This is a genomic window from Paenibacillus sp. sgz302190 (assembly GCF_059820445.1).
Genome location: NZ_JBZYAO010000004.1, coordinates 201,088 through 223,483, shown reverse-complemented (window position 1 = coordinate 223,483; position 22,396 = coordinate 201,088). Strand labels below are relative to the sequence as shown.

Below are 22,396 nucleotides of genomic sequence, written 5' to 3'. Positions count from 1 at the left end.
TGTATAAGAAAGAACTCTCCGCTTGTGACAGGCAATCCGATGAACATGGGGGGGGAAAATCATTCAATAATGAACCTTACATGCAGAAACGGCTTACATTTCTATCACTTTTTGCCGATGAATACTTTGAAGGGTGTGAAATCCCTGATTTTTACAATTTCAAAACAACACAGAAAAGAAGGTGGCGTCAACATGAAAAGTTATTTGAAGTTCGCGTTCCTGTCGGCAGTGCTTGGAACCGTACTGATCAGCGCTCCCGGCTGCGGCAAAACCGCAAGTGAAGAACAGAGCAAAGGAATTGAGGGGCCGGTCACCTTAAAACTTGCCTGGTGGGGAAATGATCAGCGCCGCGAGATGACAGAGAAAGTGGTGCAGTTGTTCCAGCAAAAAAATCCGTCGATCAAAATTCAAACGGCCAGCTTCGCCGGAACCGAGCCTCTTACGACTGATTTGGCTATGAAAGCGGTGGATCAGGATTTGCCCGACATTATTCAGACGGACTATAATTTCATGAGCCAATACGCAAGCCGCAAGCTCATCGCGCCGCTTGATTCCTACGTGAAAGACGGCATATTGAATCTGAAGGATGTAGATCCCTCCTACACCGAAAGCGGTAAAACGAACGGGCAATTGTTTGCCGTCACTCTGGCCATCAACGTGGCTTCAATGGCCTACGATCCGGCCGTGTTCGAGAAAGCGGGAGTCCCTGTCCCTCCGCCTGAGTACACGTTTGACGACTTGCACCGGACCGCCCTTAGTCTGAAAGCCAAAATCAAGGATAAGGACTTTTATCCGCTGGCCAATCTCCCCGATTTTTCGTATTATCTCCGGGGCAAAGGAGCCTCTTATTATAATAAAGACGGGACTGCGTTAGGCTATGATGACGACCAGTATTTCATTGAATATGTAACGATGCTGAAAAAATGGAAGGAAGAGGGGCTTATCGCTCCATCGCCCACTACATCAGGCAACGAGCTGCTCATCGCGCGCGGGAAAGCCGCATTTTATCATACAACGAGCAACCAGGTAAGTACGATAAGCAAAAACGCCGGCCACCTGATCAAAATATTGCCGCCGCCGGCCGTTGCCGCGGGCCAGGAAGCCAAATTTCTCAAGCCGTCCATGTTCTTCTCCGTGTCCAACTATTCGAAGCACAAAGAAGCGGCTGCCAAATTTATCGATTTCTTCATCAACGATCCGGATGCCAACGATATTTTGTCGGGCGAGCGCGGTGTCCCGGTTTCCTCGAAGATCAAAGACCGTCTGACGGCCAAATTGAATGACGCCGACAAAGAGCAGTATGCAATCATCGACTACGTGAAGTCGCATGCCAAGCCGATCGATCCGCCCTCGCCCAAAGCCAGCGTCAACGTGGCGACCGTGTACAATATTGAATCGGACTATATCATAAGCGGGCAAAAAGCTCCCGAAGCTGCAGCCAAAGACTTCCGCACCAACGCCAACAATATTTTGAGCGGAAACATGGGAGGGGGCCACTGATCATGAAACTGACGATCGGCAAAAAACTGTACGGCGGATTCTCTGCCATCCTGCTGCTATTCATCATCATTGCATCGGCCAATTTCTTCTTCATCGCCAAGGTTAACAATACCTACGTCGAGCTCATGAACAATCGCGTAGCCCTAGTAGGCCTCATCAAAGATTTAAATGCCTCTGTCGGAGATGAGCAAACCGGCGTTTTCGGTTATTTGTTAACGGGAAATGCCGATCAGTTGAAGGACTACCAAACAGCGCAGGCAACGTTCAACCAGCTTATCAAAAAGGCGGAACAACTGGTTACCAAACCGGATCAGTGGGAAATTTTGCAGGGACTCGCACTGTTGCAAGAAAAGTACACCAGCGCCGCGGATCAAATGATCGACGCCAAGAAGCAAAACAAGACGGACCAGTACATTCAAGCCGCGAACAGCCAGGAGCTGGTGATCCAAAAAATCAACCAGGCCGCAGATAAGCTGGTCAGCAATCAGGAAACCTTCATGGCCCAGGAACAAAGCGACATCGACAAGCTGATCGTTTCGTTGAAAATATCGCTAGCCATCATTACCGCGGCCACGCTGATCCTGGGGATTGGAATCGCATTTTTCATCAGCCGTTCCATTTCCAAACCCATTTTACTGCTGTCCGCTTCCGCCGTCCGAATCTCTTCCGGCGACTTGACGGTCAAGGAAATTTCCGTCAAAAACCGCGATGAGATCGGCCAGTTGGCGGCAGCTTTCAATCAAATGACGAACAACTTGCGGCAGGTCATTCGGGAAGTCGGATTTCATTCCGAACAGGTGGCTGCATCCGCCGAGGAACTGACTGCCGGTGCGGATCAAACCAGTCAAGTAACCGAGCATGTGGCGAAAATTTCGGAAGAAGTCGCTGCCGGCACGGAACGGCAAGTGAATACGATTCAGGCAAGCACGCATTCGGTCCAGGAAATGGATTCGGCCGCCCGCCAAATTGCTGTCGAAGCGCAGACCGTATCCGATCAGGCTCAGCACGCTTCGCGGATGGCAACCGAAGGCAATGAAGCCGTTAAAACGGCAATCAGCCAAATGAATTCCATCAACCAAACCGTTCATGGCATGGCTGATGTCGTGCAAGGTCTTGGCGAGCGTACCGGGCAAATCGGCGAGATCATCGGATTTATTACGGACATCGCCAACCAGACCAACCTGCTGTCGCTCAATGCGGCGATTGAAGCCGCACGGGCCGGCGAGGCGGGAAGAGGCTTCTCCGTCGTTGCCTCGGAAATCCGCAAGCTGGCGGAGCAAACATCGCAATCCGGCAAAAAAATAACCGAAGTCATCAGCGGCATTCAACAGGATGTGTCCATTACGGCAAAAACGGTCAAAGAAGGTACGAAGGAAGTAAAAACCGGCATTGAAGCCGTCCATACAGCCGGAGAGGCGTTCGACAAAATCAAAGAGGCGATTCACGAAGTCACCTCGCAAATACAAATTGTTTCCTCCTCTTCCCAGAAAATGACGAACGAAACGAAACAATTGGTCGTCTCGTTCGAAACGATCATGGAAATATCCGGCCAAGCGGCAGAGGGAACGCACAGCGTATCGGCATCCGCCGAACAACAGCTTGCGACCATGCAAGAAATTACAAGCTCATCCGCAGCCTTGTCCAAAATGTCGGAGGATCTGCTCGAATTAATCGGAAGGTTCAAATTGAACTAAATTCAGTCCGGATCGCCTAAGAGACTGGGGACTGGTCCAAAAGAAGCGTTAGCTTCTGCGGAGTCAGCCCTCTGACAAAAAGACGCCTCATTGCCACTAGTACAGTGGCTCTGGGGCGTCTTTTGGCATTAATAGTTTAGTTATTACAGCGTCGATGTTATCCCCACTTGAAAACTGCGGCGGTTGCACTTGACACATCGATAATTTTCGATATGATTATGTGTATGGAGCCAATTGAAATTTTTAAAGCACTGTCCAACGAGTCGAGATTGCAAATTTTGCATTGGTTGAAAGAACCTGAAAACCATTTTACGCCCCACGAAGGGATTGATATGAGGAAAATCGGGGTATGTGTATGTCAAGTCACGGACACGTTGAAGATGACACAGTCCACAACTTCCCAATATTTATCGATACTCCAGCGGGCAGGTCTGGTCACGGCGGAGCGGATCGGTAAGTATACGTACTTCAAAAGAAACGAGGAAGCGATACGCGAAATCGGTGCATTTTTCAATAATGAAATTTAATGACAACAAGCTGAATGCTTTCTAAGAATTCGGTTTGTTTCTGAGCTACATATCGATATATTTTGATATGTAGATTTTTTATGTATAACACATCGATAATTCATTATATATAGATGTGAAACAAATAAGGAGTGGTATAGTTGAAGGCAAGCACTTGGAAGGTTTATTTTTTGGCAATTGTCAGTTTTTTGGTCGGGACATCCGAGTATGTCATTTCAGGTATTTTGGACCAAATCTCGGATACGCTGGGGATTTCCATTACTTTGGCCGGGCAGTTTGTGACCGTTTTTTCCTTTGTATATGCCATTTGCACCCCCATATTGATGGCTTTGACGGCAAAAATCGAGAGGCAAAAGCTGCTTGTCGGTGCGCTGGGAATTTTCGTGGTAGCCAACATTTTGTCTTTTGTTCTGCCGGGCTTCGGACTTTTTGTGCTTGCTCGCGTGATCATGGCTTTAGGCGCAGGAATGGTTGTTGTAACCGCCTTGGATATAGCAGCGAAAATCGCGCCCGAAGGTAAGCAAGCCAGCTCTATTGCAACCGTAGTGATGGGGTTTACTACTTCATTAATTATCGGGGTTCCTCTCGGACGCATGATCGCTGCGGCATACGGCTGGAAATCGGTGTTCGGTTTCATTGCCATAATGGGGTTTCTGGCCATCTTTGTTCTATATAAAACGATCCCGCAAGTAAAAGGGGATGCCCCTGTACCTTTATCTAAGCAGCTTGCTCTTCTCAAAAGCAGAAAAGTGGCTCTTGGACTATCGATCACTTTCTTTTGGCTCGGCGGCTACTCGATAGCGTATACCTACATTTCTCCTTATCTTCTCAAGGTTGCGGGCTTAAATGAAGAAGTGCTCAGCGGAGTATTGTTGGTGTTCGGCGTGGCCAGCTTAATCGGTTCCAAATTCGGCGGCTACAGTACGGATAAATGGGGAGTTCCTTTCACGTTAGTCGGGGGAATGCTCCTGCACATCGCGGCTTTCCTGTTACTATCTGCTGCCGTTGCTCTAAAGGGTTCTTGGGTGCTCGTTGTCGCCGTTCTTGTATTATGGTCATTTGCAGCGTGGTCGTCCGGTCCTACGCAGCAATATAATTTAATCCGAATTAAGCCGAATTATTCGGGAGTCATGCTCGGGCTCAACCAGTCAACGATGCAATTATCGATGGCAGCAGGAGCGGGAATCGGCGGCCTCGCCGTGGATCGGGTATCTTTATCATCCATCCCGTGGATCGGGACGATCGGTGTAGCGATTGCAGTCACGGCCTCGTTATTATTATTTTCATGGATAAGACAAGAAGCAAGAAAAGAAGGCATGCCGCAAGAGCATGCTTTGTCAGACTGATCCAGGCGCTTGCAGAATCGATCAATCGGCAAACCTGCAGGAGCATTAAGAGCCGTTTAGAAACCCCATATCTATCAGATGTGGGGTTTTCTTTGTTTTGGCATACGCCCCCCAGTTCGACTGGGGGCTTCTGTTCGAAATTTCGTACAGAAATTGTACTGATTTCGTAAAATCGAAAAATAGGTATGAAAAATCGAACAGAATACTGCCTATAGCGGTAAAGATGACTTTTGTATGCGAAAAATCATACAGAAAAGCGCAAAAAGGGACTGCAATAGACCGTCTCATGGCAACGAGTTACGGCATCGAAAAGGGCCGGGAAAGAGACCCCTTTTCAGGGGCTCACCCGTGGTAACGTGGCAACACGCGGTTGGCAGACTTTCAATGCGCCTTAGAGGTGCTTGCTTGTAACATGCCCTTACAGGGCTCATGGAGGTCACCGGCTAACATTTTCAGCATCTCAGTATCTTGCATGTTTCCCTACTCAGGCATCCGCTTATCTCCTTCAACGCTCCGCGTTCTTCCGATGCCCGCCGCTTTCCGAAGCCGGCTGCTCTTCCACCAGTTGCGCGTCGATATCGATGATATCCGAGCTGCTCCCCGCTTCTTCGCCGAACAAATCTTTGAGCTTGTTCTTCGCTCTATCCTTCACTTCCTGGTCGATGCTCATCGCCACAGCGCCGAGCGCCAGCCCCAGCGCGCCCAAATCGTCCACATAGCCGACCACAGGCAGCAAATCCGGAACCAAATCCAGAGGCAAAATCAAATACCCGAGCGCCCCGTAAATTTGGATCTTGGCCTTAAGCGGAGTTTTCGGGCTATCTAACGCATAGAACAGCAGCAGTCCGCTGTATATGACTTTAGCTCCCGCCTCTTTGGCGGTCTTCTTGACCTTGTCCCAAAAACGGTCGTTGGAAAAATGCTTTTCATACTTGGAAGAATCCATCCCCCTACACCTCCATCGTCAATTGGAACCTCTGTTTTATCCCATTATATCACAAGGGCGCATTTGCCATAATCAGGACGGAATCCGCCATCCGGCTTCAAGAGCATGTTAACGGCCCTGGCGGAGGTTTAACATGATCGGCCCGAGGGGATGCTATCTAAAAATGCAACTCTCAGCCATGCTCATACGTGATCATTTAAAGAAAATATAACCACCAGAAAGCGCTTTACAAACAAATATCAGTCATATATAATCATATTCGACAACAATCGAGCACGAAAGTGGTCAATTTCGCAAGAAAGTCACTGAATGGTAGCTAAGGAGGGATTCTTATGCTGTTTGAGGAAGAACGCCAGCAGAAGATTGCCGATTATGTGCAGCAGAAAGAGCGGGCTTCCGTTCAAGAACTGGCCCAGCATTTTCAAGTATCCGAATCGACCGTCCGCCGTGACTTAAGGATTCTTGAAAAATCCGGCCAGCTCAGGCGAACGCACGGGGGCGCGGTGATTATGTCAAGCGACAACTCGGAGCCTTCGTTTATTGAGAAAGAGGACCGCTATCGGATACAAAAGGAGGCAATCGCCAAGGAAGCTGCGGCCATGGTCCGCGAAGGAGATACCATTGTTATGGATTCCGGCACGACGACTTACTATTTGGCCAAAGAGCTCAAATCGTTCAAGCAGTTGACCGTCGTCACCAACTCTGTGATGGTAGCTCAGGAGCTTGCCAGCAATAAAGGCATCGATCTCGTGCTGACCGGCGGAATGCTGCGCCATGAGACGTTGGCTATGGTAGGCCCGCTAACCGAAAAGGCAATGGAATCCATGTATGTGGATAAAGCTTTTCTGGCTATAAATGGCGTGGACCCGGCCGCCGGACTGACAACGCCGAATATGCTGGAGGCCGCGGCCAAAAGAAGTATTCTCCGTTCCGCCAAACAAGTGATTCTGCTTGCGGATCACAGCAAATATGGAATCGTTTCGTTTGCCAAAGTGGCCGATTTGTCGGACATCGACGAATGCTTGACGGATGACGGGATTTCGGAGAATGCGCTGAACGATTTAAACGCAGCCGGTGTTTCGGTCACGGTGGTCCCTGTCGGGAAGGAGAAGGCATGAAAGCAAACGTACTTACAGTCACATTAAATCCTGCGATCGATAAAACCGTCACGGTCGAAGATTTTGTTATCGGCGGATTGAACCGTATTAAAGAATGGAGAACCGATGCCGGGGGAAAAGGGATTAACGTCGCGAAGGTGCTCAAGCACTTCTCGGTCGATGTCGTCTCCTGGGGATTGTCCGCAGGGCACCAAGGGAAGATGATTACGCGGAAGCTGCAAGAGCTGGGCATTCCCGGGTTCTTTATCGAAACCGAAGGCGAGACCCGGACGAATCTGAAAATGTATGTCGAGAGCACGAAGGAAACGACGGAGCTGAATGAGTCGGGTTTTACGGCCGACGACAAGACGCTTGGCGAGTTCGTCAGCGCTTATCGGGAAGCGGTCAAGGACATACCGGTTGTCGTGTTGGGAGGAAGCTTGCCTCCGGGAGCGCCGAACGATTTTTATAAAACGCTGATTCGCATTGCGAACGAAGCCGGAGCACGCACCGTGCTGGATGCTGACGGCCAGCCGTTCATTCACGGCATCGAAGCCGTCCCTTATGCGGTAAAACCGAACATTCACGAACTGGAAGCGTTGTTCGGCGAAACGTTTCGTACGGATGAAGAAATTATAGCCGCAGCGAGAAAGCTTACCGGCAAAGGAATCGCATGCGTGGCCGTTTCTTTGGGCGGCGACGGTTCGATTCTGGTCAGCGGGCATGAAGCGTACCGAGCGAAACCGTTCCCCATCACACCGATGAGTACCGTAGGAGCCGGGGATTCGATGGTAGCGGCCTTGATCTATTGCTTACTGCACGGCAAAACGCTGGAGGAGATGACCCGCTGGACGTCGGCGGCGGGAACCGTAACAGCCTCCAAACCGGGCACACAGGTCTGCACGCTGGCAGAGGTGGAAGCTAACCTGGGCGGCGTAACGATATCAAAACTTGCATAACTGAAATGAAAATCATTTTAGGAGGTTAGACTATGAAAAAGATTCTTGCGGTAACCGCATGTCCTACCGGTGTAGCGCACACGTACATGGCCGCCGAATCGCTCGCGAAAGCCGCCAAGGAAAAAGATATTCCTATCAAGGTGGAAACCCGCGGGGCGGTCGGCGTTGAGAATGAGCTGACTGAGCAGGAAATAGCCGAAGCACACGCCATTATCGTAGCCGCGGATACGGATGTACTGGAATCCCGGTTCTCCGGAAAGCCGGTTGTCAAAGTTCCCGTAGCCCAAGCAATCAAAAATCCCGCCGGGCTTCTCGAAGAAGCGCTTAACAAAGAAGCAGCTTCATCGGACGATTATCTGAAGCAGGTCGAGCAATCCAAGGCCCAGCGCAGCGCTACCCGCTCCGGTCCGTACAAGCATTTGATGACCGGCGTATCCAACATGCTTCCGCTCGTTGTAGCGGGCGGATTGCTAATTGCGCTCTCCTTCGTATTCGGCATCGAGGCGTTTAAAGTTCCCGGCACGATGGCCGCCGCATTAATGAATATCGGCGGCGGAGCGGCATTCGCTCTTATGGTGCCGATTTTGGCCGGATTCATCGCATTCTCCATTGCCGAAAAACCGGGTCTTGCTCCCGGTCTGGTAGGCGGGATGCTTGCGTCGCAGATCGGCGCCGGCTTCCTCGGCGGCATCATCGCCGGTTTCCTGGCAGGCTACGTCGCGCTAGCGCTCAAAAAATATATCAAGCTGCCGAGAAACTTGGAAGGCTTGAAGCCGATTTTGCTCATACCGCTTATTGCAACGGGTATAACCGGACTGTTGATGATCTACGTCATCGGCGAACCGGTGAAGGCGGTCATGGACGCTTTGACGGTATGGCTCAAAACGCTTGGCACGACGAATGCCATCCTGCTCGGCCTGCTGCTCGGAGCGATGATGGCGTTCGATATGGGCGGACCGGTGAATAAAGCCGCTTATACGTTTGCCGTAGGGCTGCTCGGAAGCGGCGTGTACGGTCCAATGGCGGCAGTCATGGCTGCCGGAATGACCCCTCCGCTCGGGTTATGGCTCGCTACGCTGCTTGCTCCGAAGAAATTCAGCAACGAAGAGCGGGATGCGGGTAAAGCTGCTTCCGTGCTCGGGATCGCGTTTATTACCGAAGGAGCGATTCCGTTCGCCGCCGCGGATCCGTTCCGCGTCATTCCTTCGATCGTGGTCGGTTCCGGAGTAACGGGCGCAATGTCCATGCTGTTCGATGCAACGCTCCGCGCACCTCACGGCGGCATCTTCGTGCTGCTGATTCCAAACGCGGTGGGACACTTGGGGATGTATGCCCTGTCCATCGTAGCGGGAACAATTGTTACGGCAATCATGTTGAATATTTTGAAAAAGCCCGCCAAAGGCTGACGGATACAAATACACTTCGGAGAGGGCACCGACCGCTCTCTCCATATATTTTAGGAGGAATAATCATGAATGTTCAGGAGCTTTTGCACGATCAAAGCATTTTGATTCCGTTGGAAACATCCGACAAGGAAAACTGCATCCGGTCCATGATTGACGGGCTTGAAGCCGCGGGCTGCATCAGCGATAAAGCCGCTTACTTCGATGCCGTAACGAAAAGGGAAGCAACGGGATCGACGGGGATCGGCTTCGGCGTCGCCATTCCTCACGGGAAGTCCGCTGGAGTAAGCAAACCGGGGCTTGCTTTTGCCAAGCTGTCGCAACCGCTCGACTGGGATTCGCTGGACGGCAATCCGGTGTCGATCGTCTTTATGATTGCCGTGCCGGAAGCGGCTGCAGGGAACGAACATCTGCAAATTTTGATCGCTCTTTCCCGCAAATTGATCGACGAGCAGTTCCGTGAAAGCTTGCTCGCCGTAACGGAACCCCAGCAATTGAAAAATATCCTGCAAGCGATCTAAGAGGAGATGAACGTCATGCTGTCAAAAGAGGTTACAATCCGGAACGAATCCGGTTTCCATATTCGCCCTGCCCAGCTTTTTACGGAGAAAGCGGCCGCTTTCCAATCGGCGATCAAGATCATTACCGATAACGCGCCTGACCGCACCGAGGTGGATGGCAAAAGCATCCTGGGATTAATGACTTTGGGACTGGCCAAAGGTTCCGTCATTACAATCGCAACGGAAGGTCCCGATGCGCAAGAAGCGCTCGATGCTTTGGTCGAATTGGTGGAGAGCGGTTTTGGGGAAGCGTAATGCTTGCGCTTAGGGCGCAGACGGATAGGAGGAAAGGCCATGTCTGAAACTATACTGCAAGGGCTTGGAGTGTCGGCCGGGATACGAACCGGTAAAGCATTCGTATATGCGCCTGCCAGGCTTACCGATATCGTGAAGAAAAAAACGGAGGATCCGGCAGCGGAAGTACTGCGGCTTCAACAGGCCAAGGCGCAATGCCTGGAAGAGCTCCAAGCGCTAATCGGGCTCGCCGAGAGCAAGCTGGGAGAGGATAAAGCGGTCATCCTGAAAGGACAGATCAGTTTTTTGCAGGACCCGACTTTTTATCCGCCGATGGAGAAGCTGATACTGAACGAACAGTGGACGGCAGAAACTGCGGTCGATCAAATCGTAACTCAAGTAGCCGGGTTGTTCGAAAGCATGGCTAACGAGTACATGCGGGAGAGGGCTGCGGATGTCCGCGACATAGGGAATCGGCTGTTCGCGCAGTTGTCCGGGCGCAAAGGAACGCAGTTGTCGGATATTCGGGAGCAGGTGATTCTGGTTGCGGACGATTTGACGCCTTCTGACACGGTTCAGTTGGATAAAAGCCTGGTTCTGGGCTTTGTAACCCGCATAGGCGGCAAAACCTCGCATACCGCGATATTGGCGAACTCTCTCGGAATCGCGGCCATTTTGGGCGTCGGCGACGGGATCGATTCCATTCGGCAGGCCGACGAGCTGATCATCGACGGCTCGACAGGCCGATGCATCGTGCACCCTTCCCGGGAGACGGCGGAAGCCTATCGGGTGCAAATGAGCAAAGAAACGGAAGAACAGGCCGAACTGCAAGCTTATGCGCAGCGCGAAGCGGTTTCCAAAGACGGCTTCCGTGTGGAACTGGCCGCCAATATCGGCACGGTGGAAGAATCGCTGACATTGGTGGATCAAGGAGCCGAAGCCGTAGGCTTGTACCGGACCGAATTTTTGTTCATGGGACAATCGCATATGCCCGGCGAGGAAACCCAATTCGCAGCCTATCGTGACGTAGCGAAAGCAATGCAGGGACGCCCGGTTGTGATCCGCACGTTAGATATCGGGGGAGACAAAGAGCTGCCTTACCTGGAGCTGCCGAAGGAAATGAATCCGTTTCTCGGTTACAGAGCGATTCGGCTTTGCCTGGATCAAAAAGAGCTGCTCCTTACCCAGCTTAGAGCGATTTTAAGAGCAAGCGCATATGGCCATATCAAAATCATGTTCCCGATGATTTCGGGGATGGAAGAATGGCGGCAGGCCAAAGCCATCTATGAAGAAGCGCGCAGCACGCTTCGCCTCGAAGGAATCGCCTTCGCTGACAATGTCGAGCTTGGCATCATGATCGAGATTCCTTCCGCCGCTTTGATGGCGCCGAGCTTTGCCAAAGAAGTGGATTTCTTCAGCATCGGCACCAATGACTTGGTGCAGTATACGGTCGCAGTCGACCGCATGAACGAAAAGGTTTCTTATCTCTATGATTACTTCCATCCGGCAGTCATTCGTTTGATCAAAACGGTCATCGACGCATCGAACCGCAGCGGAAAATGGACCGGCATGTGCGGAAGCATGGCCGGCGACCCGCTCGCAGCCCCTCTGCTCCTCGGCTTGGGACTTCATGAATGGAGCATGGCGCCTTCCGCGCTCTCCAAAGTGAAAAAAGCGATAACCCACATGGACCGCAGCGAATGCGCCGCCCTGGCGGAACGTATTCTGGACATGGACACGCCGGCCGAAGTTCGGCAAGCGCTTGAGGCGTTCAGTCAACTGCAGACGGTATAATCCGCGGGCAAGTTCGTGTAAGCAGTTATCGCAGAGCAGTGCAGTGCAGCCTCTGTGATAGCTGCTTATTTGGTTTGCCGGTTTTCGGCGATTTCATATCAGTTTGACGACGGCGCTAATCAAATAGGCGGAGGGCAGCAGCACGAATTGACCGAGCAGCGTGCCGAAAAAACGGCTCGTCATCAGCAGCACGTACACTTTGCCGAGTTGGTTTTTGTATGCTTCTTCATGCAGGGCCTTGTCCGTGATCAGCCCCAATTGGGGATCGATAAACAGCGTTAGCAAAATCGTCGCAATCCCGTTAATAATTCCGGATGCCTGCGAAGCCGTCGTACTGTACTCCGGCAGCAAATGAGCCGCATAGAGCGATGCCAGCACACCCACCGTATAAAATGCGGTGACCAGCACGTTCAACAGCACGAACCTTTTGGGAATGTCCAGATATCGGAATTGCAGCAGCATTTGCAGAGACGGTTTTTTGAGGTAATGCTTCGTATTTTTCAACTGGCCTATCGTAACGCTGGTAATCAGCTTCGGAATGGAGCCGGCGACTTCCAGCCGCGAAATGACCCGTCCTGATAGATGTACAAACGTAGGAAACATGGCGATTGCGATAATTGTACCGATGGATGACGCAAACATGATCATGCGCAAAATGTCCAGCAAGTTGAAATCCGGATGACGATTGGCATAGTCCACAAACTTGGCCGTCAAAGGGGCCTGGATCAAATTCGCCGTTCTGGAGACGAGCACGATAATCCCGGTCAACGATAGAGCCACAGCTATTTTGTTCAGTTTGACTCCGGCAAACCGCACCGAATAGGATAAAGTCTCAGCCGTATGGATGATCAAGGTCAATACGAATACGACGACTAAACTGCCGGTCATCACTTAATCTCCCCCCTTTTCCCCGCAAAGCAAAGTCTGCGACTCACTTGTTCCATTTCACCTTGTTGATCTCCTCCTTGAGCCGAAAACATTCCTGCAGATCGATGTCATACACATTGGCCAGCGCAGCCACATAATAGAGCACATCGTACAATTCCTCTTCAATCGTGCCTTTGATCGTTCCGTTTTCCGCCAGCCTTTGATTTTTTCGCAAAACTTCCGAAAGCTCTCCGGTCTCCTCAATCAGCTTATAAAAATAATGAAGCCGGTTATCGGGGGCATAATCCGTTTTTTTGATATACTGCTGCAATTGCCTGAGCGTTAATTCCGTTTCCATACCAGTCCCTCCGATCAAAAAGAATATTCCCGGCTGCGCCGGCTGTACCGGCAGCAGAACCCGGTTGCCCGGTTATGTATTTGACGCAGGACGCACCAAAAAAGGATACATGAGATACAGCCCCGCCGCATATAAAGCGATGGCCACGTATACGGGCAGCAAATGAATGAAGCTTGTATAGCCGATATGCAAATGAACCAGTAATCCCGCCGCAAAACCGGGCAGACCGCCAACCAGGAACGTCCACCACAGCCAGCCCTCCCCCTTGTTCACTCCCCACAAAGCGGAAGCGGTTATCGCCACCGCCAGCGAAAACAGCGCCCCGCCAAACCCCGCGCGGTCATGAGCAATCAGCGGCACCAACCGCTCGTTCCAAGCAGATAGCTGCTCAGCGCTTGCGCCGAGAAATTCTAAATCCGTCGGCACAAACACATGGGTCACGCCGATGAAAGAAATCGTCAGTCCGCCAATCCCCAGAGCGGCGCCAAGCACGACAAAACAGCACTGCCCCCATTGCGCCCTGCGCCAGACCGTATCGTTATACCAGCCCGGCGGTTTGCGGGACGGCCGATCTTTCAGCCCTCTCAGCGCAAGCAGCATCATCGGCAGCAAAATAGCAGCCGCTGTCGCATGCAGCGGATCGAAATAACCGTAGCCCAGATAAAGAAAAAAGCTGCTGAAACCGACCGCGCAGGAGGCAAATACCGCGGTTTTGGCCCAGCGCAAACCGTATCGAAGCCCATGCCGGGCCAATTGATAATAAAAGATGCCTATGGAAATCATCGTCCCAGCCAGCGTGATCCGGTCGTGGGACATGAAATGCAGAACGCGCCGGTTCCATTGTAAAATGTCGCCGCGCCCCACGCCCAGGAAGCTCTCGTCATAAGGCAAAAGCACGCTCGTCTGCGCGATCAGCCAAGCCAGCACGCCTCCGAGCATCATGCCGATGCCGAGGAGGTTCATCCAGCCCCAGTTCGCCCAGAACGACGGCGGCTCAGGCTCCGGTGTTTCCCGAATGCGGTCATAGAGGACCGCTTCGTTGATTCGTTTGGACAGCCCGGGCCCCGCATACACCAGCCCGCTGTGCAGCTGGATGCAGTTCGCGCCCGCGGCCAGCAGCTCCCGGGCATCCTGCGGCTGATGCACCCCGCCGCAGGCGACGATCGCCTGCCGCGCGTCCAGCATCCCGCGCAGCTGCCGGACCTTGGCCGTCGCCTCGCCGAGCGCGCCGGCCCCGACCCGGATTCGGCCGTCTTCCAGACGCACCGAATCGCCGAGCACTACACCGCCGCAGCGGCTTAGCGCCTCGCTGGCGGCAAGCGCCTGCAGTGCCGCCTGCGAAGCGTCCGGCGGCACATAGAGCAGCACAGGCTTGCCCGGCGCTACCGCGTCCGCAAGCTGCTGCGCCTGACGAAGGATGGCCGCCGCCGCAGCGGGCGGCCATCCTTCGTCGAGCGCGTCGAGGCTGAAGCCCGACGCGTAAGGCGCCAGCTTCACGAGCAGCTCGCGCAGCTCGTGGAGGGCCTGCTCCGGCGTCCGTCCGGGCATCGGACGCAGCCGGCAAAACAGCGGCAGCCGGTGCCCCGCGCCGCGCCGCAGCCGCTGAACGATGCAGGCGACGCCATCGTTCTCGTAGCCATCCGGGTAGATGATAGCCTCCTCCCCGGCCTCCCTGACGATCGGTGCGGCGCTGCGCACCTCCCGGACCGTGACCGGCCCGATTTCGATGTAGCCGAAGCCGAATTGGGACAGCGCTTTGTGCGCCGTGCCATGCGGATCGAGCCCGCCGCTCAGGCCGACGGGGCAAGAAATCGGCACGCCCGCAAGGTCTCCCGCCAAAATCGGCGGCAGCTCCACATGCCCCATCGTTCGAATCACGAGCGCGCCGCCCGGCATCCGGCTGAGCGCCCCCATCGCATGGAGCGTGAAATCCCGCGCCAATTTCGCCGGAAGACGAAACAGCAACGGCCGAAAAATAGAATGATAGGACCAATCCGGCATAGGCCCACTCCTGTTCGCAGCATAATCTGGAAAAGTTTCTCTTTTCAGTATACAGGTTTCCGCCGTTTTCTTCCTTACAAAATTAAACGTAGGGCTAATAGGCTGTACCTCCAAGGAACTGCAACCGTTCGCAAAGCTGCTTGACGCCGAAGATGGCGCGGCCGTTCGATAAGCAGCACGGGCAACCAACGGGACCCTCAATTGGGGACGCTGCCATTCGCGAACCGGCTTGGCAAGCCGAACCCCCGAAAAGCCTGCGAAAGTGCAGGCTTTTTCCGCGAAAATGGTTCATTTTGAGAAAAAACCTGCAATTGTGCAGGAATTCTTGGTCAAAATGGGTCTAAACGCATGTATTCGCTGAAAAGCCTGCACTTTTGCAGGAATGTTTCGTTTCAAGTGCCTCAACGAGCAAAAAACTGCACTTTTGCAGGCTTTCTGCATGCGGCGCTACCAAGTAGATGAGAAGCTGCTTGACGCCGAAGATGGCGCGGCCGTTCGATAAGCAGCACGGGCAACCAACGGGACCCTCAATTGGGGACGCTGCCATTCGCGAACCGGCTTGGCAAGCCGAACCCCCGAAAAGCCTGCGAAAGTGCAGGCTTTTTCCGCGAAAATGGTTCATTTTGAGAAAAAACCTGCAATTGTGCAGGAATTCTTGGTCAAAATGGGTCTAAACGCATGTATTCGCTGAAAAGCCTGCACTTTTGCAGGAATGTTTCGTTTCAAGTGCCTCAACGAGCAAAAAACTGCACTTTTGCAGGCTTTCTGCATGCGGCGCTACCAAGTAGATGAGAAGCTGCTTGACGCCGAAGATGGCGCGGCCGTTCGATAAGCAGCACGGGCAACCAACGGGACCCTCAATTGGGGACGCTGCCATTCGCGAACCGGCTTGGCAAGCCGAATCCCCGAAAAGCCTGCGAAAGTGCAGGCTTTTTCCGCGAACATGGTCCATTTTGAGAAAAAACCTGCGATTGTGCAGGAATTCTTGATCAAAATGGGTCTAAGCGCGTGTATTCGCTGAAAAGCCTGCACTTTTGCAGGAATGTTTCGTTTCAAGTGCCTCATCGAGCAAAAAACTGCACTTTTGCAGGCTTTCTGCGCGCGGCCCTGCCAAGCAGATATACTCCCGCCTGGCGCGCCAGTTTTTCGACAGTCCGACTTCGCAGGCTTTCTGCGCGCGCGTAGTCCTCCCGCCTGCCAACGTCAAAAAGCGCGATTGGCACCCGCTGCTCTCATGCCAATCGCGCTTGCACAGCGCCCGTTGTCCGAACCGGGCGCCAGGAGTCTGCATCTATGCCGCTTACGCTGCATAGAATCCGTCATTTTGCATATTCGGACAGACGCCTAGCTTCTGTCCACCGTAACTTCCGCGTCGGCGAAAAACTTCGCCGTCGCCAGGGAAGCTGCGCCGAGGACGGCCGAGCGCACGCCAAGCTGCGAGAACTCAACCGTCAGCTGCTTCCGCGGATGCGGCAGGGAACGCTGCTCCAGCAGCGCCAGCAGCGGCCGCTTGAGCCACTTCTCGGCTCCGGCCAACCGGCCGCCGAGAATAATAAATTCGGGGTTGTAGGCGTTGATCACGCCTATGACGCCAACCCCGAGGTAGTATCCGAGCCGCTCGAACAGCCGGACGGCAGCTTCGCTGCCTTCGTCCGCCAGGCGCAGCAGCTCGTCCACATCCGCTCCGCCCTCGCCGCGGATCAGCCCGAGATCCCGCGCGTGCTTTTGGAGCGCGAGCTCGGATGCATACAGCTCCCAGCACCCCATGCTGCCGCAGCGGCACTTGGGACCGTCGTGCTGGATCGAGATGTGCCCGATCTCGCCGGCAAAACCGCTCGCTCCCCGGTACAGCTCGCCCTTAATAATAATGCCCGCGCCGATGCCGATCCCGATGCTGATATAGATCAAGTTCGCCGCTTCCTTGCCGGCGCCGAACTGCCGCTCGCCTACGGCCCCGGCATTCGCCTCGTTGTCGATCACAACCGGGATGCCGAACTCCGCCTCCACCATCTTCTGCAGCGGCACGTTCTCCCAGCCGAGATTCGGCGCGAACAGCAGATTGCCGTTCTCGTCGCAGATGCCCGGGAGCCCGATGCCGATGCCGACGATGCCGTACACGCTGTCCGGCGCCCGGCGAATGAGCTCGCGGATGCTCGCTTTCATCACTTCCACTACGTTGTCCACCGTATCGTTGTTATGCTGCACCGTGTATGCTTCGATCACTTTACCGGTCAAATCGGTGAGAACGGCCAGGCAATCGTCCACCCCGAGGTCGATCCCGACGGCGTATCCTGCCGCTCCGTTAAACAGCAGCATCATCGGCTTGCGGCCGCCGCTCGATTCGCCCGCCCCGATTTCCCCGACCAGGCTGCTTTCCATAAGCTCGTTCACCAAGCTGGATACGGTCGCTTTCGTCAGCCCCGTCATTTCCGCAATCCGCGCGCGGGAGATCGGCGAATTCGTGCGGATATGGCGCAGCACGATCGATTTATTTATTTTTTTAACCAGGTTCAAATCCCCTGTTTGCTTCATGACAAGCCCCCAACTGTGCGCTATTCGTCTGCCTTTTTTAGTATGAACTGATTTTAACACGATCGTCTGCTCATTGCACGGACTAAGTTTGTTTAATGAATTTACAAACTTTATGAATGATGATATGATTACAGCATAAGCATTTATTAATTCATGATTCCGGAGGTAGAGTCGATGAGCTATTTTGACAACATTCAAAAGATCAAGTATGAGGGCAAGACTTCCACGAACCCGCTTTCTTTTAAATTTTACAATCCCGACCAGATCGTTCTGGGCAAAAGCATGCGGGAGCATCTGCGTTTTGCAATCGCTTACTGGCACTCTTTCTCGGCCAACGGCTCCGACCCGTTCGGCAGCGGTACGGCGCTGCGCGCCTGGGACAAATACACAGGCATGGATCTGGCAAAAGCGCGCGTCGAAGCTTGCTTCGAGCTGCTGAACATTTTGGACGTGGACTACTTCGCTTTCCACGACCGCGACATTGCGCCTGAAGGCGACTCGCTCCGGGAAACGAACGCGAACCTCGACGAGATCGTCGCGCTGATCAAAGACAACATGAAATCCAGCGGCAAAAAGCTGCTCTGGAACACGGCGAACATGTTCACCAACCCGCGCTTCGTTCATGGCGCAGCTACTACGAACAATGCTGATGTGTTCGCCTATGCCGCGGCGCAGGTGAAAAAAGCGCTGGAGCACGGCAAAGAGCTCGGCGCTGAAAACTACGTTTTCTGGGGCGGCCGCGAAGGCTACGAAACGCTGCTCAACACGGACCTCGGCCTGGAGCTCGACAATCTTGCGCGCTTCCTGCACATGGCCGTCGACTACGCCAAAGAAATCGGCTTCGACGCGCAGTTCCTGATCGAGCCGAAGCCGAAGGAGCCTTCCAAGCATCAATACGATTTTGATGCGGCGACGACGCTTTCGTTCCTGCAAAAGTACGACCTGCTGCCTCACTTCAAATTGAACCTTGAAGCGAACCATGCGACGCTTGCGGGCCATACCTTCGAGCACGAGCTGCGCGTGGCACGGATCAACGGCGTACTCGGTTCCATCGATGCGAACCAGGGCGATATGCTGCTCGGCTGGGATACCGACGAGTTCCCGACCGACCTGTACGCGACGACGCTGGCGATGTACGAGATTTTGCTTAACGAAGGCGGCATCGGCCGCGGCGGCGTAAACTTTGACGCCAAAGTGCGCCGTACTTCCTTTGAACCGTCCGACGTCGTCTATGCTCACATCGCAGGTATGGATTCCTTCGCACGCGGCTTGCAGGTTGCCGCCAAATTGATCGAAGACCGCGTCTTCGACAACATTCTCGACACGCGCTACGCTTCCTTCAAATCCGGCATCGGCGCGGATATCGTGTCCGGCGAAGCGAACTTCAAGACGCTCGAAGCCTATGCGCTGCAAAACGGCAGCATCGTCAACCAATCCGGCCGCCTCGAGTTGATCAAGGCTACGGTGAACCAATACATCACCAACGTATAATGCAAAAGCAAAGGAACCTCCCGCACCGGGGGGTTCCTTTATTTTTGCCGCACTTTCGCAGGCTTTGCCGGCGAATGTTCCGGGCGAAAGAACCATAAGTAGAAAACCCGCGATAAATAGAGCGTCGCCCACACGCTGAGAAACGTCCAGATCGGCTTCCAGGCGTAGTAATCGATCAGTTTCGTATATTTTTCGATGAGCGATTCCACGATCGTGATGCCAAGCGAGAATAGCGTAATGTAAAGAAAACGGGTTACGCGCCGCTTTTGTTCCGGATAAAGCATATTCATGTAGACGGCGACAGTCGGATAAGCCAAAAATTCGAATGTGAAGCTCGTCATATTTTTGTGCAGCCCTCTGACCGGATAAGTCAGCCACCCCATTTGGACAACGACAAGTCCGAGTATCCAGTTGACCAACTGCTGAAACAGGAACACGGCCTGCGCTTCCCTCCGCCAATCCTTGGGAACGAGCAGCAGCGCCGTCACGCATATCAACCATACGACCGCAAAAATGATTCGCTCCGCCGTCAACGCCCGTCATCCTCCTGCCGCTTCGCCTTCTGAAAATACCATCTGCCGTACATCCGCGAAAGGTTCATTCCCGCTAAAAAAACGGCGGCATTCAGCCAAATGTTGAAATGTTGATACCTGACAAGCTGTGTAAACAAGGTTAGCGAATAAACGTAAAGACAGCTTGCGGAAACAAAAAGCGCCTGATACGCGGCTTTGTTAAGCAAACTGCCCTTCTCCGGGTAATATAAATAAAAAATCGCAGTAATCAAGGGGAACAGCACATAATTGTTCGTAAAATTGCCGCCCGTCGCCTGCGGAAACTCACGCACCGGGTTCGCGATGAAATTGTTTTCCACAAGAAGCAGGCTGGAGATCCAGGTCAGGAACTGACTCGATAAAAATACGAGCACCGCCTCGCGCACCCGGGCTCTGGGCACCAGCAGGAGAGCCGCAATCAGGCATACTATCCAGACAGCCGCGAGCACTATGCGCCCCAAGATCATTCGTTCTCACCCTTCGGGAATAAATCATATTCTCCCAATATTCCCTTATTGCGCGAAAATATCCATGGAACGAGCTTCTTTTTGCTCAATTGAGTCCTCAAGCGCGGCTGCGTTCCAAGATCCGTCTTCGTTGTTGTCGCGAACCGTTTTTTGCAGCACGAAGGAGGACATCGTCAGAAACAAAGCCGTGACTGCGTAATAGCCTTGCACCGACAGCGGCTGCTGGAGGTTGACGATGCCGACAAACATCGCGAGCAGTGCACAAACGAAAGCGCTCCAGGCCATGAAAGTGAATGCCGCCGTATTGCGTTTACGGGAAGAATGCCCGTCTTCCATGTTGTCCCGGACGACTTTTTGCAGAACGAATGCCGACATGGTCAAAAATAATGCGCTGACCGCATAATACCCTTTTACGCTAAGCGATTCTTCCAATGTATAAATCCCGATGAACATCGCCAAAAAAGCGGCGATAAACGATGCCCATGCCATAAACGAAAATGCTGCCGTATTTCTTTTCCGATTTGTATCCATCTTCATTCCTCCATCAGGTTGCTTGCCGCAACGCGTTATGTACGATTACTTGAACTTATTGTAGGACAGACCGGCCGATTCAAATAGTACTAACTTTAAATAGTACTGAAGCAATCGCAAGCATAATTTGGGCTAGACATACACCTATTACGGATAGACGGAATACGATAAAAGTAATGAAGCACAGGAACGTCAGGAGGAATTTCCGCATGCAGATTCATGTAGTTCAACGTGGTCAGACATTATACAGAATCGCTCAAACTTATGGGGTAACGGTGGAGGATATTACGGAGGCCAACCAAATATCTGCGGCTCAGTCGCTCGTCATCGGACAGGCTCTGGTTATTCCGATCGTCGGCTCGTATTACCGGGTGATGCCCGGCGACACTTTACAGTCGATCGCCCAAAAATTGGGCGTCGCCGCGCAAACGCTCGCCTCACTCAACGACCTCAGTCCGGATCAGCCGCTTGAAGCAGGCTCCGCTTTGTACATTCCGCCGGCGCCAAGGCGCGATGCCGAGGTCAATGCTTATCTGGAACCTCACGGGCATCATGTGTCTGCGCCGCTGCTGAATTCGGCCCGCGAGGCGGCGCCGAATCTTACGTATCTCGCCCCGTTCAGCTTCCGTATTTTACGCGACGGCTCGCTGCAGGCGCCCCCTTTGAACGGCCTGGAATCGATTGCCACGGAATCGCAGGTCACGCTGATGATGGTTGTCACGAATTTGGAGAAAAGCCAGTTTAGCCCGCAGCTTGGACATTTGATTTTGAACGACTTAACGATTCAGAACCGTTTGCTCGAAAATATTAAGGCAACCGCCAAGCGGTACGGCTTCCGGGATATTCATTTTGACATCGAGCACCTGCGGCCGGATGACCGTCTGGAGTACAACCGTTTTTTGCGGAAGGCGGCGGATCAGCTCCACCGCGAAGGGTATCTGATGTCGACTGCGCTGGCCCCCAAAACGAGCTCCGCGCAGACAGGCGAATGGTACACGGCGCACGATTACAAAGCGCACGGGCAAATCGCCGATTTCGTCATCATTATGACGTATGAGTGGGGCTACAGCGGAGGGCCGCCCATGGCCGTTTCGCCGATAGGGCCGGTGCGCAAAGTGCTGGAATATGCGCTCAGCGAAATGCCCGGCTCAAAAATTATGATGGGACAAAATTTGTACGGCTACGACTGGACACTGCCTTACGTGCACGGCGGGAAATTCGCCAAAGCGATCAGCCCGCAGACGGCGATCGATCTGGCCCGCAGGCACAGAGCGCAAATTTTGTACGATCATAGGGCGCAAGCCCCGCACTTTCACTACTGGGATCCGTCCGGAAAAGAACACTCCGTCTGGTTTGAAGACGCCCGCTCGATTCAGGCGAAATTTCTTTTGCTGAAAGAACTCGGTCTAAGGGGCATCAGCTATTGGAAGCTCGGTCTCAGCTTTCCGCAAAACTGGCTGCTGATCGAGGACAATTTTAACGTTGTGAAACGGTGAGAAACGGCGGGAACAGACAACCTTGTCCGCAAAGGGAATCTC

The 22,396-nt window shown here is 53.3% G+C and carries 19 protein-coding genes and 2 pseudogenes; 12 read left to right on the top strand and 9 right to left on the bottom strand.

What is annotated here, in order from left to right:
• Window positions 1–192: 192 nt before the first annotated feature.
• From AC6RNO_RS07725 to AC6RNO_RS07710, 4 genes are all read left to right on the top strand, one after another.
• Entirely contained in the window at window positions 193–1,500 is a 1,308-nt protein-coding gene (locus tag AC6RNO_RS07725) for an extracellular solute-binding protein (protein WP_497105115.1), read from the top strand.
• A 2-nt stretch (window positions 1,501–1,502) separates the two neighbouring features.
• Entirely contained in the window at window positions 1,503–3,194 is a 1,692-nt protein-coding gene (locus tag AC6RNO_RS07720; RefSeq protein WP_497105114.1) for a methyl-accepting chemotaxis protein, read from the top strand.
• Window positions 3,195–3,418: 224 nt separating this feature from the next.
• The gene (locus AC6RNO_RS07715) at window positions 3,419–3,721 is read left to right on the top strand and encodes an ArsR/SmtB family transcription factor (RefSeq protein ID WP_474682599.1); all 303 of its coding nucleotides are present in this window, start codon (window positions 3,419–3,421) and stop codon (window positions 3,719–3,721) included.
• A 140-nt stretch (window positions 3,722–3,861) separates the two neighbouring features.
• Window positions 3,862–5,067: an MFS transporter gene (locus tag AC6RNO_RS07710; protein WP_497105113.1), complete on the top strand. Its 1,206-nt coding sequence runs from the start codon at window positions 3,862–3,864 to the stop codon at window positions 5,065–5,067.
• 505 nt (window positions 5,068–5,572) lie between these two features.
• Here the strand turns inward: AC6RNO_RS07710 and AC6RNO_RS07705 are convergent.
• A complete protein-coding gene (locus tag AC6RNO_RS07705; protein ID WP_488435892.1) occupies window positions 5,573–6,013 on the bottom strand; it encodes a YkvA family protein in 441 nt (146 codons plus the stop codon).
• A gap of 332 nt (window positions 6,014–6,345) precedes the next feature.
• Between AC6RNO_RS07705 and AC6RNO_RS07700 the strand changes: the two genes are divergently transcribed.
• The 6 genes from AC6RNO_RS07700 to ptsP all read left to right on the top strand — a co-directional run bounded on the left by AC6RNO_RS07700 (window position 6,346) and on the right by ptsP (window position 12,060).
• Window positions 6,346–7,131, top strand: a complete 786-nt coding sequence (locus AC6RNO_RS07700; RefSeq protein WP_488435891.1) for a DeoR/GlpR family DNA-binding transcription regulator — start codon at window positions 6,346–6,348, stop codon at window positions 7,129–7,131.
• Window positions 7,128–8,069: a 1-phosphofructokinase gene (pfkB, locus tag AC6RNO_RS07695; RefSeq protein ID WP_497105112.1), complete on the top strand. Its 942-nt coding sequence runs from the start codon at window positions 7,128–7,130 to the stop codon at window positions 8,067–8,069. The genes AC6RNO_RS07700 and pfkB overlap by 4 nt, the downstream gene beginning before the upstream one ends.
• A 32-nt stretch (window positions 8,070–8,101) precedes the next feature.
• The gene (locus tag AC6RNO_RS07690) at window positions 8,102–9,475 is read left to right on the top strand and encodes a PTS fructose transporter subunit IIC (RefSeq protein ID WP_488435889.1); all 1,374 of its coding nucleotides are present in this window, start codon (window positions 8,102–8,104) and stop codon (window positions 9,473–9,475) included.
• A gap of 65 nt (window positions 9,476–9,540) precedes the next feature.
• Window positions 9,541–9,993 carry a fructose PTS transporter subunit IIA gene (locus AC6RNO_RS07685; RefSeq protein ID WP_497105111.1) on the top strand — a complete coding sequence of 151 codons (453 nt, stop codon included), beginning with the start codon at window positions 9,541–9,543 and terminating at the stop codon, window positions 9,991–9,993.
• Window positions 9,994–10,008: 15 nt separating this feature from the next.
• Complete coding sequence (locus AC6RNO_RS07680) at window positions 10,009–10,287, top strand: HPr family phosphocarrier protein (RefSeq protein WP_488435887.1); 279 nt, start codon at window positions 10,009–10,011, stop codon at window positions 10,285–10,287.
• 39 nt (window positions 10,288–10,326) lie between these two features.
• The gene (gene ptsP / locus AC6RNO_RS07675; protein WP_497105110.1) at window positions 10,327–12,060 is read left to right on the top strand and encodes a phosphoenolpyruvate--protein phosphotransferase; all 1,734 of its coding nucleotides are present in this window, start codon (window positions 10,327–10,329) and stop codon (window positions 12,058–12,060) included.
• Between the two features lie 93 nt (window positions 12,061–12,153).
• Here ptsP and AC6RNO_RS07670 read toward each other — a convergent pair whose 3' ends face one another.
• From AC6RNO_RS07670 to AC6RNO_RS07655, 4 genes are all read right to left on the bottom strand, one after another.
• Window positions 12,154–12,948 (bottom strand): lipid II flippase Amj family protein, encoded by a 795-nt coding sequence (locus AC6RNO_RS07670; protein WP_474682608.1) that lies wholly within the window; start codon window positions 12,946–12,948, stop codon window positions 12,154–12,156.
• A 43-nt stretch (window positions 12,949–12,991) separates the two neighbouring features.
• The gene (locus tag AC6RNO_RS07665; RefSeq protein ID WP_488435884.1) at window positions 12,992–13,285 is read right to left on the bottom strand and encodes a MazG nucleotide pyrophosphohydrolase domain-containing protein; all 294 of its coding nucleotides are present in this window, start codon (window positions 13,283–13,285) and stop codon (window positions 12,992–12,994) included.
• 72 nt (window positions 13,286–13,357) lie between these two features.
• Window positions 13,358–15,286, bottom strand: a complete 1,929-nt coding sequence (locus AC6RNO_RS07660) for a dihydroorotate dehydrogenase (protein ID WP_497105109.1) — start codon at window positions 15,284–15,286, stop codon at window positions 13,358–13,360.
• Between the two features lie 1,344 nt (window positions 15,287–16,630).
• Window positions 16,631–17,818 carry an ROK family protein gene (locus AC6RNO_RS07655; RefSeq protein ID WP_497105108.1) on the bottom strand — a complete coding sequence of 396 codons (1,188 nt, stop codon included), beginning with the start codon at window positions 17,816–17,818 and terminating at the stop codon, window positions 16,631–16,633.
• Between the two features lie 174 nt (window positions 17,819–17,992).
• Here AC6RNO_RS07655 and xylA point away from each other — a divergent pair, with 174 nt between their 5' ends.
• On the top strand, window positions 17,993–19,309 hold the full coding sequence (gene xylA, locus AC6RNO_RS07650; protein WP_497105107.1) for a xylose isomerase: 1,317 nt from the start codon (window positions 17,993–17,995) through the stop codon (window positions 19,307–19,309).
• A gap of 38 nt (window positions 19,310–19,347) precedes the next feature.
• On the opposite strand, the gene AC6RNO_RS07645 is transcribed toward xylA, so the two are convergent.
• The 4 genes and pseudogenes from AC6RNO_RS07645 to AC6RNO_RS07630 all read right to left on the bottom strand — a co-directional run.
• The gene (locus AC6RNO_RS07645; protein ID WP_497105106.1) at window positions 19,348–19,842 is read right to left on the bottom strand and encodes a CBO0543 family protein; all 495 of its coding nucleotides are present in this window, start codon (window positions 19,840–19,842) and stop codon (window positions 19,348–19,350) included.
• A complete protein-coding gene (locus tag AC6RNO_RS07640) occupies window positions 19,839–20,327 on the bottom strand; it encodes a CBO0543 family protein (RefSeq protein ID WP_497105105.1) in 489 nt (162 codons plus the stop codon). The genes AC6RNO_RS07645 and AC6RNO_RS07640 overlap by 4 nt, the downstream gene beginning before the upstream one ends.
• A gap of 45 nt (window positions 20,328–20,372) precedes the next feature.
• Window positions 20,373–20,609 (bottom strand): annotated as a pseudogene (locus AC6RNO_RS07635) (YiaA/YiaB family inner membrane protein); the annotation flags it as partial.
• Between the two features lie 45 nt (window positions 20,610–20,654).
• Window positions 20,655–20,858: pseudogene (locus AC6RNO_RS07630) on the bottom strand (YiaA/YiaB family inner membrane protein); the annotation flags it as partial.
• A 209-nt stretch (window positions 20,859–21,067) separates the two neighbouring features.
• Between AC6RNO_RS07630 and AC6RNO_RS07625 the strand changes: the two are divergent.
• Window positions 21,068–22,354 carry a LysM peptidoglycan-binding domain-containing protein gene (locus tag AC6RNO_RS07625; protein WP_497105104.1) on the top strand — a complete coding sequence of 429 codons (1,287 nt, stop codon included), beginning with the start codon at window positions 21,068–21,070 and terminating at the stop codon, window positions 22,352–22,354.
• Window positions 22,355–22,396 lie beyond the last annotated feature (42 nt).